This window comes from Gardnerella sp. DNF01159, from assembly GCF_049244215.1.
In the GTDB taxonomy this organism is placed as follows: domain Bacteria; phylum Actinomycetota; class Actinomycetes; order Actinomycetales; family Bifidobacteriaceae; genus Bifidobacterium; species Bifidobacterium swidsinskii.
The window spans coordinates 1,281,777-1,300,879 of record NZ_CP058387.1; the positions used below are offsets into that span (position 1 = coordinate 1,281,777).

The window sequence follows — 19,103 nt, forward strand, 5'->3', positions numbered from 1 at the left end:
TATAGCCGTGTTACGCGCAAAACGTAATGTTTATCACAATCTAATAAAACAAAAACGGCAGAAACTTTACGCGCGTGTAAAGAAAAGATCGGTTGCGAATGAAAAAGCGGCAAAACTTAGGAAAACCCAGTCTTACCGCTTATTTCTATTTACTTAATTCTTACTTAAACCTTACTTATCAGCCTTACTACTAGCAGCAGCTTCCTGATGTTCCAGTGCTGCCGCAACCAATCCAGCAAACAGTGGATGAGGCTTAGTTGGACGAGACTTAAACTCTGGATGAGCTTGAGTTGCTACGTAGAATGGGTGAGCTTCCTTTGGAAGCTCCACAAACTCAGTCAAATTACCATCTGGGCTTTGGCCGCTAATACGCAAGCCAGCTTCGCGCAAACGATCCTTATATGCCACGTTCACTTCGTAACGGTGACGATGACGCTCAGTAACATGCGTAGTGCCGTAAAGCTCAGCAACAATAGAACCTTCTTCAAGCATTGCAGGGTAAGAGCCAAGTCGCATTGTGTGACCCATATCTCCCTTACCAGCCACGATATCCTTCTGCTCTTCCATAGTCGCAATTACTGGATCGCCACAATCCTTCTCGAACTCAGTGGAATTAGCATCCTCAAGCCCAAGCACGTGACGAGCGTACTCAATAACCATAGATTGCAAGCCAAGGCAAAGACCAAGCGTTGGCAAACCATGCTCGCGAGCGTAACGAAGTGCGCCAATCTTACCTTCAATACCGCGAATGCCGAAGCCGCCTGGAATAACCATGCCGTCCATTTGGTCAAGAGCCGCAGCTGCACCTTCTTGAGTTTCGCACTTGTCGGCAGCAACCCAGCGCACATTCACCTTAGCCCAGTTTGCAAAACCGCCAGCTTTAATAGCCTCGGTAACAGAAAGGTAAGCATCCGGCAAATCAATATACTTTCCAACGATTGCAATGTTTAGCTCATGCTTTGGATGATGCACGCGCTCAAGCAAATCTTCCCACTCGTTCCAATCAACATCGTGGAATGGAAGCTCAAGCTCGCGAACAACGTAAGCGTCCAAGCCCTCGTTGAACAAAATCTTCGGCACATCGTAAATGCTTGGAGCGTCAACGCAGTTCACAACGCCTTCAGCATCGACATCACACATAAGCGAAATCTTGTCTTTAATAGCCTGATTAAGCGGACGATCGGAGCGCAAAACAAGCGCGTCTGGAGAAATACCAAGCTGACGCAGCATCATCACAGAATGCTGAGTTGGCTTAGTCTTCAACTCGTGCGCTGCAGCAATATAAGGTACCAAAGAAACGTGCACAAACATGCAGTTTTCAGGACCTAAATCGCGACGAACTTCGCGAGCAGCCTCCAAGAATGGCTGGGATTCAATATCGCCAACTGTGCCGCCGATTTCCGTAATAATCACGTCTACATCGTCGGAAGCTTGCGCGCGCATACGCGACTTAATCTCGCCAGTAATATGCGGAATAACTTGCACGCACTGACCCAAATATTCGCCAGCGCGCTCCTTACGAAGCACAGATTGATAAATCTGACCTGTAGTTACATTCGCTTTCTGGCTTAAGAAAACATCGAGGAATCGCTCGTAATGACCAATATCGAGATCTGTTTCTGCACCATCTTCCGTAACATAGACTTCGCCATGCTGGAATGGGTTCATTGTACCCGGGTCAACATTGATATAAGGGTCAAGTTTTTGTTGTAATACATGCAATCCGCGACTGCGTAAAAGTCGACCTAAAGATGATGCTGTAAGGCCTTTTCCGAGGGACGAAACTACGCCACCTGTGACAAAAATATGCTTTGTAATATGCTCCTGAGAGTTACCATGTTGTCTTCTAACCATGGAACTCCATGGTATCTTCGAGCCTCGACGCTGGGTGTTGATTCGCAAAAAATCGAACAAAATCAAACAAGATGCGCAACAGCTTCCAAAGCGAGCTTATAGCCGTATAATCCCATGCCTGTAATAGTGCCGGTTGCAACAGGACTAATTACACTAATTTTACGAAAAGCATCGCGCGCAGCAGGATTAGAAATATGCACTTCCATGAGCGGAACTCCAGCATCCAAAACCATGTGAGCAGCGTCCGCGAGCGCGTAACTGTAGTGTGTAAAAGCGGCAGGATTCATAACAACAGGCGTATGAGTATCGGCAGCTTCGTGCATCCAGTGAACCATTTGCGCTTCGTCGTCACTTTGGCGCACTTCTACTTCAAACCCAAGTTCCGCACCCCACTTTTCGCATTTCTCGCGCAAAGTTTCAAAGTTCTCACTACCGTACACGTCCGGCTGACGCACGCCTAAACGACCTAAATTCGGTCCGCTTACAACAAGCACTTTTTTTGTATGCTGATTTTCCATTTTTACCTCGCAAGATTAATTATTTTTGCTTATAAACGCGCTCAAAAGCTTCACGAACAGCTTCAATAGGCGGATTGTCTAAATGCATAGGATTAGAAATACCATCCAAAATTACGAAACGTAGCATGTTGCCGCGCGCTTTCTTGTCGCGATGCATAAGGTTAAGCACACACTCAAAAGCAGCATCCGCATCTTTGGCACACTGCCACGAAGTTGGCAATCCAAGCGAATCCAAAAGCGAACGATGATACGCAACGTCTCTCGCATCCAAATATCCTAAAATTTGCGCAAGCTCCGCCGCAAAAACCATGCCAACAGCTACAGCGTTTCCATGACGCCAACGGAAGTGCTCAATCTGCTCAATAGCGTGACCAAGCGTATGCCCGTAGTTCAAAAACTCGCGCAAACCCTGCTCTTTTAAATCGCTCGATACGTGATACGCCTTTACTTTAACTGTGCGTTCAATAAGCTCCACGAGCAGTTCATGAAGTTCGTTATTATTTTCTAAATCATCCCCATTAAATTCACGCAAAAGCCTTGCGTTATTGGCATCGCTAAGAATCTTCAAAATTTCGCCATCGCGAATAAAACCAGATTTTGCAACCTCGCCCAAGCCTTCAATAAGAATATCGTTTGGAAGAGTTGCAAGCGTAGAAGTATCTGCTAAAACGCCAGCTGGAGTGTAAAAGCTGCCGACTAGATTCTTTCCAGCATCCGTATTAATACCAGTTTTACCGCCCGTAGACGCGTCAACCATCGCAAGAAGCGAAGTAGGGCAGTTTACATAGCGAATTCCACGCATCCAAGTTGCAGCAACAAAGCCAGCGACATCCGTTGCTGCTCCTCCACCTAAACCAACAATTGCATCCGAACGAGTAAAACCAGCTTCTGCCAGGTTAGCCCACAATCCACTTGCAACTTTAATAGTTTTTCCAGCTTCTGCATCCGGAATTAACATGTCGAAAACTTCGTAACCAGATTGGCGCAAAATAGTTCGAGCTTTGTCGCTATGACGCTGAACAGGTTGCGTGTGAACTAACGCCACTTTAACTGGCTTAGTTCCAAGCATTTGCGGCAGAAGTTGCATTGCACCGTCACCAATTCGCACATCGTATGGTTCAATTCCTTCACCTGTTACGTGCACAATACGTTGCATAATCATGCTCCTTAATTTTTCTGCAGCCATATACGGAGTCGAACCTTTTGTTTGCATGTGAATATTCGATACCGCTCTAAAAACAGGATCTCTCTGCTCAAATAATTCCATCCAACGCTTTTGCGCATCTTCTCCAGAAAACATAGGACGATTATTATTCCAGCTTGCACGCTCAATAGCCTCTTTAGCATTTGCTTGCAAATACACAACGCGACCGCCACAGCGCATATACTCACGCAAAACTTTTTGAGTTTCTTCACGCATAGGCGCACCGCCACCAAGCGAAACTATTCCCTTTGTAGAATCTTCTGTAGGTGTATCTCCCAAAATTGCCTCTCGCACTATGCGAGCTTCTATTTTACGAAAAGCATCCTGGCCATATTCCTCGAAATATTGCGGTATTGACATATCAATATCGCACTCGATCATGTCATCTGTATCATAAAAAGGCAGATTCATAAGATGCGCAACTTCGCGGCCAACACGCGTTTTTCCAGCAGCAGGCATGCCAATAATAACAGCTAGCGGAAGTTTAGTGTTGCTCATTTCATATTCTCCGGCCAGGAAGCTACGTAAGACTCCACATTTCGGCGCGTTTCTTGCAAAGAATCTCCGCCGAATTTTTCCAAAGCATACTTAGCTAAAGTAAGCCTTACCATCGCTTCTGCAACTACAGAAGCAGCTGGCACAGCAGTGAAATCAGAGCGCTGATTAATAGCTTGAGCAGCTTCGCCAGTAAGCACATCCACTGTGCGCAAAGCGCGTGGAATAGACGGAATTGGTTTCATTGCAGCGCGCACGCGAATGATTTCGCCGTTCGACATTCCGCCTTCAATTCCTCCAGCTCGATTAGTAAGACGCTTAATTTTCCCATTTTCGTCTGTTACCATTTCGTCGTGCGCGGCCGATCCGGGGCGATCTGCTTCTGCAAAACCGTCACCAATTTCCACGCCTTTAATAGCCTGAATTCCCATAATCGCGCTCGCGAGAGCCGCATCCAAGCGACGATCCGACTCAACGTATGTGCCAACTCCTGCAGGCATGCCGTAAGCAAGCACTTCCACTACTCCACCGAGCGTATCTGCATTTGCTTTTGCTTCGTCGATGCGAGCCATCATTCGCGCTTGCGCATCTTTGTCGAGAGTGCGAACTGGAGAAGCATCCAAAGCAGCAACATCATCTGGTGTTGGTAAAGCTAAACTTTTGTTAGTGTATTCGCCGCCAATGCCGATAACATGCGCAACTGTGCGCACGCCTAAAGCTTGCTGTAAAAACGCATCAGCAATAGCACCCAAAGCAACGCGCGAAGCTGTTTCCCTAGCACTCGAACGCTCTAAAACTTCGCGAGCATCATTAAAACCATACTTGCGCATACCAGTTAAATCCGCATGCCCTGGACGAGGGCGGCTCAAAGGAGCATTTCTGCCAACTTGCTCAACCTCGTGATCCAAAGGATCTGCACTCATTACTTCGGTCCACTTTGGCCACTCTGTATTCGCGATTTCTACAGCAATCGGAGAACCAAGCGTTACGCCGTGGCGAACTCCAGTTAAAAGACGCACTTTGTCTTGCTCAAACTTCATACGCGCGCCACGACCATAACCAAGGCGACGGCGAGCAAGTGCCGAAACTACATCATTGCTAGTAATGTGCACGCCAGCCGGCAAACCTTCAATCATGGCTACTAACGCTTCACCGTGCGACTCCCCTGCCGTTTGCCATCTAAGCATGCCATTTCTCCATTCTCAAGTAATTTACGCGTCTAAATACTTTACTCTACTAACTACCAAGTATTGAGCTGGTTGTTATTGACAGCAATGCTGCGAGTATTGCAGATATTGCTTCTACTGGTACGAATGGTATTGATGCGTTGATTGGCGAGCAGATTTTGCAGTAAATTTTCCATAGCAAAAGCCAAAGTAAGCCAACTGCTCCAACTAAAGCGAACCAGTAAATTAGGCAGTCAAAGCCGAATAATACCAAGGCTTGCGCAATCATTGACGCGCTCGTAACATCTCCGAAGCCAATAGCATTTTTTGCGGAAATTTTTCGCATACCCCAGTAAATTACAAAAATAATTACGCAAGAAATCCAGCCGAAAATAAGCACGCTAATATTTCTAAATAAAATAATCGAATATATGAGATTCGCAAAAGATTGAAAAATTCCTGCAATAACAACCCAAAGTCTTGGCACTACGCGACTTTTTATGTCAGTTGCGCAAACTGAAATTAAACATGTGAGCGTTGGCAGCACCGATAGTATCGTAATAATTAATTGCTTCATTAAAGCAGATTACGAAAACTTGCGAAACTGTTACAACCTCAAAACATATATGTGGTTAAAAGCTATATTTTTATTTAACAGTTTAGTTGCCTTCAGGATTGTTGCGCTTGTACTCGTCGCGGAATTTCAAGAATTCGTCTTTGTTATCCGCAAACTTCGTTTCACCAGTTTTCAAATTCGTGGTGACAAAGTAAAGCCACGGACCGTCTTGAGGGTTAATAGTGGCAAGAAGAGCGTTGTCTCCAGCAATGCCAATAGGCGTAGGGGTCAAACCCTTATGAATACGTGTATTATACGGATTATTTGCATCGTCAAGCATTGCTTGCGTGAGTTTAATAGGTTTTACTCCCGCGCCGTAACCAACAGTAGAATCCATTCCTAACGACATATCTTTTGCCAAACGGTTCAGTATTACGCGAATAACTTTGCCATAATATTCGCGATTATTCACTTCAGCTTCGGCAATAGACGCCATAATTAAGGCTTTTTCTCTATCTTTACCTTTAGGAATTCCAAGAGAATCAAGTTTTTCAATACGCTTTTTTACCATTGCGGAAAGAATAGCATCCGCACTTTTCATAGCTTTTACGTTATAAACTCCAGGCTCTAGCCAGCCTTCAACACTACCGTTTGCTTCAGCAGGCAGAATTCCTGCAGCACCATCAGCTAACGCAGCCTTGAATTTATCTAAACTTATTCCAGATAATGTTGAAGCTTTTTGCAAAACGTCTGCTGCGTGATCCCCTGCACGAACTTCAAGGAACCCGCCTGCTTTTGTTTGATCTGAAAGAATATCAACTACATCAATAGCAGCCATATGTTTTTTCAGTGAGTAAACGCCAGGATACAAAATTTTATTATTTGCAGAAACAGCTGAAGTAAAAGCTGATTGAGATTTAACAACATTTGCCTTAACTAATTTGTTGGCAACGCTAATAGCACCCTCGCCGGTGTCAATAGTAAACTCAACCGTTCCAAAGCCTGGGCCTGGCCAATCTGCAACAGACTCGCTATTTTGAGATAATTTCCACGCGCGAACCGCACTGTATCCAAAATATCCAACAACAGCTAATACGAATACGAGCAGAATAGATAAAACGACTTTTGCTCTACGCCTGCGTTTTTTTGCTTCAAGACGAGCTTTAGCACGTTTTCTGGAGCTAACAGTCGAAGACTTGTATTTAGAAGAATTAGATGATTCTGACGACGGCTCGCCATCATGCTCAGTCCACTTTGCATGTTTGTCAAAAAATTCATCAAAATTGTCAGACACGCTATTCTCCTCTTCGCTATTTCTGCTTTTACTCGATTTTCAAAACTACTCTGCATTATTTGCGTCAAGCGCAGACTGCAAAATCAACACTGCCGACTGCTGATCTACCATTGGACGATGCTTTTTAGTAGAAAGATCCGCTTGCAAAAGCTGACGATGAGCACTTACTGTTGTCAAACGCTCATCTTTCCAAACTACTTCTGGCATATAATCCAACGCCCAATCTTTTTCGTCATGCAATATTTGCATGCGTTTTATTAGATTCTTCCCCCAGCGCAGAGCTTTTTTAGCAGATTTTCCTTCAGTGCCATCGAGTTGCAAAGGCAAGCCTATAACAACTTTTTCTACATTGTTATCTTCAATAACTTCAAGCACTTCATCTATAGCATGGAAGGAATCTCCAAACACTTGCACATTACCAATAGGATGCGCAAAGGTGAGACCAGGGTCGGAAAGTGCAAGTCCGACCCTTGCGTCACCTAAATCAATACCTAACCACACCATATTTCGTGTTGCTTTTGGTATAGATTCGTAAATTTTTAAGCTGTAAAACACGCACTAGGCGAGCTTAGCTACTTCTGATTTCGCAGCTTCGAGAGCTTCATCAAGCTTAGAAGCATCTGTACCACCGCCCTGAGCGAAGTCTGGCTTGCCGCCACCGCCGCCACCAAGCACCTTGGAAGCAGTACGAACCAAGTCGCCAGCCTTAGCACCAAGACCGCGAGCAGCTTCGTTTGTAGCTACTGCGATCATTGGTCGATCGTCTTCATTAACACCAGCAAGTGCAACAACCACTGGAGCATCTTCACCTAAACGAGCACGAATATCTAGGACTGTCTTGCGCAAAGCATCGAATGAGCCAAAGTTGCCAACATTCTTTAGAGCCAACTTAACTTTTTCGTTACTATTCTTTGCTTCATCAACTAATGTTGGTACAGCTTCATTTAATTGAGCTTCGTAAACAGAAGCAAGCTTACGATCAGAATCCTTCATCTTGTTAAGCAAAGATTCCAAACGTTCAACCAACTCGTCTGGGCGAGCATTAACCATGTCTGCTAATTGCGCAACCAAAGTGTGCTCGCGGGCGCCATACTCGTACGCTGCCTCGCCGCAAAGAGCGTCGATTCTGCGCACACCAGAGCCAATAGAAGACTCGGAAAGGATTGTAACCATACCAATCTTTCCGGTGCTCTTAGCGTGAGTGCCACCGCAAAGCTCGCGGCTCCAACCGTCGCCGATTTCAACAACGCGCACAACATCGCCGTACTTTTCGCCGAACAAGTGCATTGCTCCAAGCTTAAAAGCGTCGTCGATTGGCATTTCCTTAGGAACAACCTGCAAATCGTCGCGAATACGCTCGTTTACGCGAGCTTCAACGCGAGAAAGCGCATCCTTATCAACAGCCTTTGGCCACTGGAAGTCGAAGCGCAAGCGGTCTGGATCAACCACGGAACCGCGCTGAGTTGCCTGTGGACCAAGCTCTTCGCGCAAAGCCTTGTGAAGGGTATGCGTAGCAGTGTGGCTTCGAGCCAAAGCAGCTCTACGAACCTGGTCAATATTGGTGTTTACAGGAGCACCAACGCTAAGAGTTCCTTCGGTAAGTCGGCAGCTGTGAACAATCAAATCCTTGATTGGTCGCTGAACATCGTCAACTTCCAAAATCGCGCCGTCATCGGAAATAATCTCGCCCTGGTCAGCAATCTGGCCGCCGCGCTCAGCGTAGAATGGCGTGCGGTCGAGAATAATCTCAGCGTTTGCAGGAGCAGTAACGCTTTTAACAGAGCCCTTACCTGCTTCAACAATTGCCAAAACGTTAGAACGGCTGGAGAAGTCAGTGTAGCCAAGGAAGTCAATTGGCTTTTCAAGAGCCTTCTTAATATCGTCGTAAACGCTAACATCCACGTTGTGGCGCTTCTTCAAAGCATCAGCGCGAGCGCGACCCTTCTGCTCGCTCATAAGCTCGCGGAACTTAGCTTCATCAACCTTAACACCCTGCTCAGCTGCCATCTCAAGAGTAAGCTCAATTGGGAAGCCGTAAGTATCGTGCAAAGTAAATGCGTCGGAGCCGCCAACTATAGGGTCATCCTTATGCTCTTTCTTAGCTTTTTCAACAGCAAAATCGAGAATAGTCGTGCCCTTTTCAAGAGTGCGACGGAAAGCATCCTCTTCACCGTAAGCAGCTTCGCTAACCTCGTGGAAAGTATCGTTAAGCTCCGGATAGCTTGGCTCCATAGCAGACTTAGAAACTGGGAACAAGGTTGGCAAAACTGGATCTTGAACGCCGAGCATACGCATTGCGCGAACAGTTCTGCGAAGAAGACGACGAAGCACGTAGCCGCGGCCAACATTGCTTGGACGCACGCCATCGCTCATAATCATCAAAGCGGAACGCACATGATCTGCTACAACGCGGAAACGAACATCCGCATCAGCGTTGCTGCCATACTTTACGCCACTAAGCTTTTCTGCCGCTTCAATAACTGGGTAAACTTCGTCAGTTTCGTAAATGTTTTCCTTGCCTTGCATAAGGTAAGCCAAACGCTCCAAACCAGCGCCAGTATCAATATTCTTTTGATCGAGTTCGCCAGCAATATGCAAATCAGTCTTAGATTTGACGTTATCTACCTGGTAATTTTCGAAAACCAAATCCCAAATCTCAATAAAGCGAGATTCGTCAGCAGCCGGACCTCCGTCGCGACCATACTTAGGACCGCGATCCACGTAAATTTCGGAGCATGGGCCGCCAGGACCAGGGCCGCCGGTAGTCCAGAAGTTATCTTCCATGCCGAAAACTTGCATGTGTTCTGGATCAAAGCCCTCGTTCTTCCAAATTGCGCGAGCCTCGTCGTCGTCCGTGTAAGTGGTTACCCAAAGCTTTTCTGGGTCAAAACCGTAGCCGCCCTTATCTTGAGGACTAGTTAAAAGCTCCCAAGCGTAGTGAATAGCTTCCTCTTTAAAATAATCGCCGAACGAGAAGTTACCAACCATCTGGAAGAAGGTGCCGTGACGAGTAGTCTTACCAACTTCGTCAATATCTAGAGTGCGAACGCACTTCTGATTCGAAGCCATACGACGCGAAGGAGGCGTCTGTTCACCAAGCAAGTAAGGAATAAACGGCACCATGCCGGCAATAGTAAACAATGTTGTTGGGTTCGGCGAAATAAGAGAAGCCGAAGGAACAACCATATGACCATTCTTAGCAAAATAGTCAAGATAACGCTTTGCAATTTCTGCTGTGCGCATACGTACGAACTCCTTGTGTAATTTTTAGCAAGACCCACGCAAACCGTCACAAATAACCGTCACAAACAAAAGCCACATGCAACGCTCACACGAAATCGTGCCGCATGACGCACGACGCAATCATGCAAACATTCAATATAGTACTTCAATACTTAACTTAACTAAACTTAGCAAAGTAACGAAATTATGAAAAACTCGTTTTTTATTTAAAATTCCCTATTCTTACGATTAGCATAACGAGAATTAAGCTCAGCTTCATGCTCTTTACGGCTAGTATTAAAATCTTTAAACAATCCCATTACTGTGCGCAATGTGATATTTTTCGGTTCCTTATCAAATATAAAATGACTAGCAGAAGACGGCATTTTTGCTTTAACATATGCACGAGCCTTCGTAACTGTAAGAACACCAATTACAATGCCAACAAACATCCAAAATAAACGCTTGAACATTACTCCCCCTTGCTTGCATTCTTAGTTGCATTCTTATCAGAGGATTCTTTTGAAACGTTACTATTGGCACTATTCTTGTCTGTTGGAACAGTAGGCTTATTAAAGAAAGAAGCAACCGTATCTTTTAGCGCGTAGCCGGCAGCTGCAATTTTTACGAGCGGTTTTCCAAGGAAAGCACCATACAAATCAGTAAGAGCACCAATATTCGTAACAGTTGTGCGCGTAGCTCCTGAAACAGCGTTTACATCGTCAAGAGTCTTATTAACTTGCTTAATCGTCGTCACAGACTCGTCAATTGCAGGCATCGCATGCTCACCCGACTCTTTGACAGTTTTCGCAATCTGATCGAACAACTTACCCAATCTAATTAGCGGATAAATCAAAAAACCCGAAAGCACAGTAAACGCAATCGCGGCAATAAGAGCAGCTATGTCTCCAACGCTCATCGTAACCTCTTTCTGTACCATTTTTGCTTAAGACTTCACCGCGCTGAAAGCTAATACAACAGCAAATCAGACTACAGTTAAAACCATTCGCAATGACTTAAGACTAACGAACGGTAACGACGCATATAACAAAGTTAAACAGTAGAATCTACTCGTTATAGCCTCGAATAGTAATGGCATTATCAATAGGTTTGGTAGTATCAAAATCAAGTCTGGTTACGCTTCCGTTTTGAGGGCGTTCGCTTAAATCGTAGCCTGCAGGCGCAAAACGGTGCATAAGACTTAGCAAAGTGTTGCCATGCGAAATTTGCAAAACATTATCTCCATCGTTAAGCAAAGAATTTGAAGCGATTAACGCAAAACCTTCTTCTACGCGAGTCCAATATTCGATATCTGACTCGGCATCGTGGAAAGGATCCGCTTCTTTAAGCATGTCACGAGTAGCTGCAAGCCCAAATTTTTCAACGATTTCGTTATAAGTGTGAGCTCCGTGAGGTGCTCCTGCAGCCCACCAAGCCATTTGCATATCTTGACCTTCAAAATAGCCGTAACATTGCTCGCGAAAATGCATGTCGCTTACAAGCGTCGGGCGCACGTTACCGGCAGATTCATTTGCATCGAGAATACGTTGTGCTGTGATTTGCGCACGAGTAGTATCCGAACAATAAGCTGCAGCAAAAGCAATATTTTCTAGCTTTTTTGCGGCCGTGTCCGCATCTTTCAAACCTTTTTCAGTAAGTGGAGAATTTGACCAGCCTTGCAGTCGATTATAGCGATTAAATAGCGTCTGACCGTGACGCACTAAATAAAGATGCAGCAACATAACTCCATTATTGCACTACGCGGTACATAAGCGTCAGAAAGTTGCGCGACAACAAACGCCGGAAAAATTACCCACGTTTGGAGCGATACGCCAGACCAAACCCTCCAAACACGAGGGAAATTACCCGCATTTGGAGCGCCAAGCCAGACCAAAGCTCGCACTATAAGCGCTCGCTGTGCTGCGCTCAAGCATGTCGTCGCGCCAACGCATTGACCCCTGCCACGCGAATGCGCAACAGGGGTCAAGCGGTATGTCCTTAAGAATTAAATCGGCGAATTAACGAGCGTAGTATTCGACGACGTACTGAATGTTGACTTCAACTGGAATCTGATCGACTTCCGGCTTACGAGTCAAAGTAGCCTTCAAAGAGGCAAGATTCACATCGAGGTAACCAGGAACTGCTGGCAAAACGTCGCGATGAACGCCTTCTGCAGCCATCTGGAATGGAACCATGGTCTGGCTCTTGGCACGAACCTGAATGGTCTGACCTGGCTTCACACGGTAAGATGGGCGATCGACAAGATTGCCATCAACCAAAATATGACGATGTACAACAAACTGACGAGCCTGGGCGGTGGTGCGAGCAAAGCCTGCACGCAAAACCAAAGCATCAAGACGAGTTTCCAAATCGGTGAGCATTGCGTCACCGGTCTGGCCTGCAGTGTGCGTACCCTTCTCGTAAGCAGCACGAAGCTGCTTCTCGGAGATGCCGTACTGAGCGCGAAGACGCTGCTTCTCGCGAAGACGTACTGCGTAATCGGACTCGGTGCGACGACGAGTGCGACCGTGCTCACCTGGAGCATATGGACGCTTCTCGAAGATACGCTGAGCCTTTGGGGTTAAAGCGATGCCGAGGGCGCGAGAAAGACGCACCTGACGGCGAGAACGCTGAATATTAGTCATAGCTAATCCTTTAATTCTGTCGTTATCTGAACGGAACGTGAACCAAGTTTTTAATCGATCGCAAAATCGCTTAAAATTATTCACGCTGAGCCGGCCTCTCCAGTGCTTCTTCGTGCTAACACACGAACGCGCAAGTATTAAAACGTTGAAATAACGCCATAACTACCGCGCGCCGACCCACTGATGGGCTAAGGCTCCAGATGATGCTTACACAAAATAGGCATCCTTTCTGATTCTACACACCCGTAAGAATAATTGTTGATATTTTTCGTACTGAGCGCGAAACTCACGTTGTAAGTTCCCCGGCAAATGTTCCACAAACCAGCCAAAACGCTCGCGCGAGTAACGCGCTCGCTTGCGAAACTCGCGTTGGAAGTCCACTGGACTTCCAACTTTAGCGAGTTTCCGGATTGAAGTGCCTTCGCGCGCTACGCTTCAAGCGCTCCGGCAAGTCAATCCGCAATCCATTGTGTATGTGCAATCCGCACAGCGAGCAGCCTCAACATCGTGAGTTACCATGAGCACTGCCACACCATTTTTTGCAGCCTCGCGCAACATTTTCACAACTATGCGAGTATGCTCTACATCCAAATCGCCAGTAGGCTCGTCAAGAATAAGAAGCTTTGGATTGTTTATTAGCGCGCGCACAATCATTACGCGACGCATTTCACCACCCGAAAGCTCATTTGGGTAGCACCACAGTAAATCTTCAATATGCAATTGCTTGCAAAGTTCTAACGCGCGAGTCTCGTTTAAATCTTCGCTTACTTCAGACTTACTTACTTCAGACTTACTTATTCCAGACTTACTTACTTCACAAGCACTAGCTGCAATTTGCACAGGTAAAAGTATGTTGTCATGCACAGTAAGATTTTGTAAAAGTGTCTGCGATTGCGTCACAAAACCTATATCACATGCGCGCAAACGAGACATTTTTGCATCACTAAAAGTGCGTTCAGAAATCTCTTCGCCGCAAACTTTTACACTTCCATGCGTTGGCTTCAATAACCCAGCAATCAAATTTAGTAAAGTAGATTTTCCGTTACCTGACTTTCCAACGATTGCCACAAAATCACCGCTATTTAGCGCAAAACTCACGTTATTTACTGCAAAAAATTTGTGTTTTCTGCGCATAAATTCGCGAGTTACACGAGTAAGCTCAACAACAGGTAAAATATCAAACTCATTACTTGGCAGTTTTTGACTCTTATCTTCCATACTTACTCACCTGACCTAAGTGTCAAATACGTTTCGCGCATAGCAATACGCAATGTGGTAAGCGCTGAAGCTACAACAACTGCAACAAGCGCAAGTAGCACAGACGCTAACATAAGCACTGCTACTGGTAGCGCAGTCACTTCCAAATACGGAAGCTGCAACTGTTCAGAAATAAGAGAACTGTAAGGGAACAATATAAGACTTGCAGACGCAACCCCCAATACTCCACCAACTAAGCCAAGTATCGCAGATTCCCTAACGACAACGCCTAAAAGCATATTTCTTGTTGTGCCAAGTATGCGAAGAGAAGCAAACTCTTTTTTGCGTTCGTTTACAGATGTTGAAAACACTGCAACTAAAACTAGCAATCCAACTAGCCAGCACGCAGCAATTATAAAAGTCAACGTGCGAGTAAAAACACCAAGATTAGCTTGCGTAGTTGCTGTAATTCCGCCCGGAAAAACTATGCCAATGCTTGAAAGACCAGTTGTTTTGCGAATATTTTTTGCAACTTCTTGCGCGCTGTAACCCTTTTGTACTTTTACAAGTACTGCAGAAACTGCTTTTTTAGCATATTCCTTTGGAATAGCAGTGTGCCCTACTTTCGTTGAATACTCAACTACTTGCGGCACACTTTCGCGTCGCACAAACACTGAATTATCAATGCTTGTGCCAGTTTTTGCAAGCTGTGCAGCTACAGGCCATTGGTGTCCAAAAAGACGAACAGTATTCATATAAGACACGATTACATTTGCGCCAGCAATCATCTCGCCTTTTTGTAACTTCTGCTTATGTTGAGAATAAATCCAAGGACCTATAACAAAATCAGAATCGGGATCAAAACCAATAATTTGCAATTTTTCAGCGCAACATCCTGCAGAAAGCGAAGAAATATACGTTTGTGCACTCGCCTTTTGCACACCCGGAGAGCGTCTTACTAAATTCTCAATATCGTTAGTGAAATAAAAAGTGCTTGAACCACTGTTTGTAAGCAACGCTTCTGCCTTAGTGTGCGTACCTTGAGGGATAACCATAATATCGGCTCCCATGCGTTCTCGCATACTGTTCAAGCCGCGTTCAAGATTCATAGAAATCAGCGAGCCGCCGAAAAATATTGCAGACAAGCACGCAGATACAACAATAAGTGCAGCAGTGCGCAATGGCTTGCGTTTAAGATTTTCCAGCGGCAATCGCTTTAGCGTAATAGTGCGCATAATTTTGCTTTAGTAAGCTTTTCGAACTATTTGAACTATTAATCTTCTTTATTATCCAAATACACGGAAACAGCTGCGAACACCAATGCGAGCACAGACAGAACAATCAACGTTGGGCGCATAACGGATGCACAATGCATCATTGGGCTCTTGCACACGCCAATAAGGAATGTTGTAACAGCAAGCATAAGCAAAGCATTCACAACTACAGCAATATTTAAACCAATGCGAACATTTTCTTTAACAAATAACGCAATAATTCCAAGTACTGCAATAACTAAGCCGATTCCAACAGCTGCACGACCTGTGTAGTAACATGCCATAGGTTGCATCATCATATGCATTTTGTGCATGCCTCCGGTTGAGCATGGCTTTGCAAACGTCAATGGTGCAATGGCAATAAGCAAGCCGAAAATAATTGCAGGAATTGATGCGAATAATTTGTTTTTCATAATTTATACCTCATTAAATGTATGTTTTTATTTTTTAGTGTCACATTTTCGTTAATGCAACACGCTTCTCGGCACCCACACCCGCGAATGCCACGTCCTTGTTAAAAATTTATCTTACATTAAAGTGCATAAATAGAAGATTTTACAATTTCTCGATTGGTGCAACTCTAAGCATTAGTCGCTTTACTCCATCGGAGCCGAAATCGACTGTAATAATTGAGTTTCTGCCCTTATCTTGCGTTGCTAGCACAGTTCCTAAGCCGTAAGTATCGTGAGTAATTTTGTCGCCAACTTGGAAGTCTTGAATATTTAGATGATTGTCTTTATTCATAACTGCGGAAGTTGAACCAACTTTTGTTGCGTTTGTTGAAGCCGCAGTTTTTGCGGTAACTTTGCGCGTTTTTACTGCACTTGACTTAGACCAATTCGATTTAGAATAAGACGAGCCGTAAGAAGAACCGTAAGAAGAGCCATAAGACTTGCTATAAGACTTTCCGTAAGAAGATCCGTAAGAACTCGAGCCATACGATTTATTTCTTCCGTAAGACTTAGAGCCATGCGATTTTTCAGAACCGTAACTGCTTCCACCATAAGTTGTTTTTTCACTAAACGCATCGCTATAATCGTCATCCCAGCCGCCGAAGTCGCTATCAAAATCGCCGCCAAAATCACTATCAAAATCGCTATCGAAATCATCGCCGCGTCTAGACGAAGCACCCCAACGCTCAACATCAGACTCTCTGCGCTTCCAATCAATCAAATTATCTGGAATCTCATCCAAAAACTGGCTTGGAAGCATATCTTGAACCTGCCCCCATTGTGCACGAACAGCAGCACGCGTAACATACAAACGCTGCTTAGCTCGCGTAATACCAACATAAGCAAGACGACGCTCCTCGCAAAGCTCGCCATCGTCTTCCAAAGCGCGAGAATGCGGAAAAGTTCCCTGCTCCATGCCAGTTAGGAACACAACCGGATACTCCAAACCCTTAGCCGTGTGAAGCGTCATCAACGTAACTTTACCAGTGTCCTCATTTTCATCCGGCAATTGATCCGAATCAGCCACAAGCGCCGTCGTTTCAAGGAATCCAGCAACACTAGCATCCGGCGTATTCTGCTCATACTCAGCTGCAACCGACTGCAATTGCGACAAATTATCCACGCGAGCGGCATCTTGAGGATCTTCAGAACGTTGCAAATCCTCCAGCAAACCACTGTCGTTCAGTATGCTGTCAATAACTTTAGAAGGTTTCGAGTCATTGTTTTGCATACACGTAATTAAGTTGTGCATAAGCTCGCGGAACTCTTTAAGCTTGGTTGCAGTGCGAGTTGGCATACCTTCGATTGACTCCAAATGTTCCAAAGCTTGCCAGAAGCTAACTCCTTGTGTTTGAGCATAAAGCGTTAACAAAGCCTCCGCACGCGCTCCAAGCCCACGCTTAGGCACATTCAAAATTCGACGCATATTCACATCGTCATCTGGGTTTGCCATAGATTGCAAGTATGCGAGCGCATCTTTTACTTCGCGACGCTCGTAAAACTTCGTGCCACCAACAAGCTGATACGGAAGACCTGCTTTAACGAGCGCATCTTCCAGCGAACGAGACTGCGCATTAGCGCGATACATAATCGCCATATCCGAATAAGCAACGCCCTCTTCACCTGCTAATCGCGCTATTTCTTGCGCAACCCAAGCTGCTTCCTGTTGAGCACTGTCTGCTGCATAACCAGTAATTGGAGTGCCCTTACCTAATGCCGTCCACAATTTTTTAGGCTTTCGTCCTTGATTATGCGAAATAACTGCGTTTGCAGCGTCCAAAATAGTTTGCGTAGAGCGATAATTTTGCTCAAGCATAATAGTTGTAGCGTTTGGGAAATCTTTTTCAAAGTCTTGAATATTGCGAATATCTGCTCCGCGGAAAGCGTAAATCGACTGGTCGGAGTCGCCTACAACTGTGATTGATGCAGGAGTGTTATTTTGCTGAGATGGATTTGCACTATTTTGCTTTACATCCACTCCAGCAAGCTCGCGAATAAGCTCGTATTGAGCGTGATTCGTATCCTGATACTCGTCTACAAGAATATAGCGGAACTTATGGCGGTAATATTGCGCAGCTTCTGGTACTTCGCGCATGAGTTGCACAGTTCGCATAATTAAATCGTCAAAATCAACCGCATTTGCTTGAGATAAACGATGCTGATATTCCGCATAAATAGTTGCGTAAACAGCTTCAGAATTGCCAGCGTGCGCAATTTGTTGACCTGCAACACCAGGCTTGTAATCGTTAGCATACATGTCTAGTTGCTCACGCCAAGTGATTAAACTATTTTTGCAATCCGAAATCTTGCCCAAAATGCTGCGTGGCGTAAAACGCTTAATATCAACGTTAAGCTCTGTTGCAATAATTTTTACTAATCGCTCGCAATCGGAAGTATCGTAAATAGAAAAGCCTGATTTTAAGCCAATATACTGTCCTGATCTGCGAAGTATTTTCACACATGCAGAGTGGAACGTCGAAACCCACATAGTATTTGCTTCGCTACCAATAAGTTTGCTTAAACGTTCACGCATTTCGGCAGCTGCTTTGTTTGTAAAAGTGATGGCAAGAATTTGGCTTGGCCAGGCACCTTTTTGGCTTAATATCCAAGCTATTCTTCGCGTAAGAACTCGCGTTTTGCCGCTTCCAGCTCCTGCTCCAATAAGCAGTGCCGGTCCGTCGTACTGGACTGCTTGAGATTGTTGCGGATTTAAGCCGTCGAGTAGTTTTTGCGCGTCAACTGCAACTCTAGAATGTGCGAAATTTTGGGAATATTCTTGAGATTCTTGAGGAAGCAGTTCTTGTTGGGCAAGGGCTTCTTGTTGGGAAGGCACTGATTCTTGAGGAGGCACTGATTCTTGAGGAGGCACTGATTCTTGAGGAGGCACTGATTCTTGAGGAGGCACTGATTCTTGATCAGACGCATATTCTTGCTGCGTAAAATCAGGCTCTTTAGCGTAAGCGTCAGCATACTCGTCGTAACTGTAGTTGGCATAATCATTCGCATCCGCAACATTCTCGTAAAAACGATCGTCAGAATCGAACGAATCAACTGGATTCCCCAACAAATCACTTACATATCCGTAATCGCTATCCTTTGCACTCATATTTGCATTCATACTTGCGCCCATACTTACGCTCATACTTGTACTCCATTAATGCTGCCAATTATCTACGTTTTAGCTTCAGCAATAAAACGCCCCCACGTTTTAATTGCGCACGTATTT

Annotated in this window: 16 protein-coding genes; all 16 read right to left on the reverse strand. The window is 45.2% G+C overall.

What is annotated here, in order from left to right:
- Positions 1-171: 171 nt before the first annotated feature.
- The 16 genes from HXT39_RS05030 to HXT39_RS05105 all read right to left on the reverse strand — a co-directional run bounded on the left by HXT39_RS05030 (position 172) and on the right by HXT39_RS05105 (position 19,019).
- A complete protein-coding gene (locus HXT39_RS05030) occupies positions 172-1,854 on the reverse strand; it encodes a CTP synthase (RefSeq protein WP_012913898.1) in 1,683 nt (560 codons plus the stop codon).
- Between the two features lie 62 nt (positions 1,855-1,916).
- Positions 1,917-2,372 carry a type II 3-dehydroquinate dehydratase gene (locus HXT39_RS05035; protein WP_004110700.1) on the reverse strand — a complete coding sequence of 152 codons (456 nt, stop codon included), beginning with the start codon at positions 2,370-2,372 and terminating at the stop codon, positions 1,917-1,919.
- A 19-nt stretch (positions 2,373-2,391) separates the two neighbouring features.
- Positions 2,392-4,074 (reverse strand): bifunctional shikimate kinase/3-dehydroquinate synthase, encoded by a 1,683-nt coding sequence (locus HXT39_RS05040; RefSeq protein ID WP_102703382.1) that lies wholly within the window; start codon positions 4,072-4,074, stop codon positions 2,392-2,394.
- Entirely contained in the window at positions 4,071-5,258 is a 1,188-nt protein-coding gene (aroC, locus tag HXT39_RS05045; protein ID WP_012913896.1) for a chorismate synthase, read from the reverse strand. Before aroC ends, HXT39_RS05040 begins: the two co-directional genes overlap by 4 nt.
- 49 nt (positions 5,259-5,307) lie before the next feature.
- A complete protein-coding gene (locus HXT39_RS05050; protein ID WP_102703464.1) occupies positions 5,308-5,724 on the reverse strand; it encodes a peptidase A24 in 417 nt (138 codons plus the stop codon).
- Positions 5,725-5,896: 172 nt separating this feature from the next.
- Entirely contained in the window at positions 5,897-7,087 is a 1,191-nt protein-coding gene (gene mltG, locus HXT39_RS05055; protein WP_102703381.1) for an endolytic transglycosylase MltG, read from the reverse strand.
- A 45-nt stretch (positions 7,088-7,132) separates the two neighbouring features.
- Positions 7,133-7,591 carry a Holliday junction resolvase RuvX gene (ruvX, locus tag HXT39_RS05060; RefSeq protein WP_004110340.1) on the reverse strand — a complete coding sequence of 153 codons (459 nt, stop codon included), beginning with the start codon at positions 7,589-7,591 and terminating at the stop codon, positions 7,133-7,135.
- 54 nt (positions 7,592-7,645) lie between these two features.
- Positions 7,646-10,330, reverse strand: a complete 2,685-nt coding sequence (alaS, locus tag HXT39_RS05065) for an alanine--tRNA ligase (protein ID WP_102703380.1) — start codon at positions 10,328-10,330, stop codon at positions 7,646-7,648.
- 206 nt (positions 10,331-10,536) lie between these two features.
- Entirely contained in the window at positions 10,537-10,782 is a 246-nt protein-coding gene (locus tag HXT39_RS05070) for a hypothetical protein (RefSeq protein ID WP_076002651.1), read from the reverse strand.
- Positions 10,782-11,228, reverse strand: coding sequence for a DUF948 domain-containing protein (locus tag HXT39_RS05075; protein ID WP_076002650.1), 447 nt, complete (start codon positions 11,226-11,228; stop codon positions 10,782-10,784). The genes HXT39_RS05070 and HXT39_RS05075 overlap by 1 nt, the downstream gene beginning before the upstream one ends.
- A 148-nt stretch (positions 11,229-11,376) precedes the next feature.
- A complete protein-coding gene (locus tag HXT39_RS05080; protein ID WP_103013922.1) occupies positions 11,377-12,051 on the reverse strand; it encodes a histidine phosphatase family protein in 675 nt (224 codons plus the stop codon).
- A 276-nt stretch (positions 12,052-12,327) separates the two neighbouring features.
- A complete protein-coding gene (gene rpsD / locus HXT39_RS05085) occupies positions 12,328-12,954 on the reverse strand; it encodes a 30S ribosomal protein S4 (RefSeq protein WP_004105277.1) in 627 nt (208 codons plus the stop codon).
- Positions 12,955-13,389: 435 nt separating this feature from the next.
- A complete protein-coding gene (locus HXT39_RS05090; RefSeq protein ID WP_103013920.1) occupies positions 13,390-14,172 on the reverse strand; it encodes an ABC transporter ATP-binding protein in 783 nt (260 codons plus the stop codon).
- Positions 14,173-14,174: 2 nt separating this feature from the next.
- On the reverse strand, positions 14,175-15,386 hold the full coding sequence (locus HXT39_RS05095; RefSeq protein ID WP_103013919.1) for an FtsX-like permease family protein: 1,212 nt from the start codon (positions 15,384-15,386) through the stop codon (positions 14,175-14,177).
- A gap of 38 nt (positions 15,387-15,424) precedes the next feature.
- On the reverse strand, positions 15,425-15,838 hold the full coding sequence (locus HXT39_RS05100; protein ID WP_004110325.1) for a DUF4418 family protein: 414 nt from the start codon (positions 15,836-15,838) through the stop codon (positions 15,425-15,427).
- A 142-nt stretch (positions 15,839-15,980) separates the two neighbouring features.
- The gene (locus HXT39_RS05105; protein WP_103013918.1) at positions 15,981-19,019 is read right to left on the reverse strand and encodes an ATP-dependent helicase; all 3,039 of its coding nucleotides are present in this window, start codon (positions 19,017-19,019) and stop codon (positions 15,981-15,983) included.
- Between the last annotated feature and the right edge of the window lie 84 nt (positions 19,020-19,103).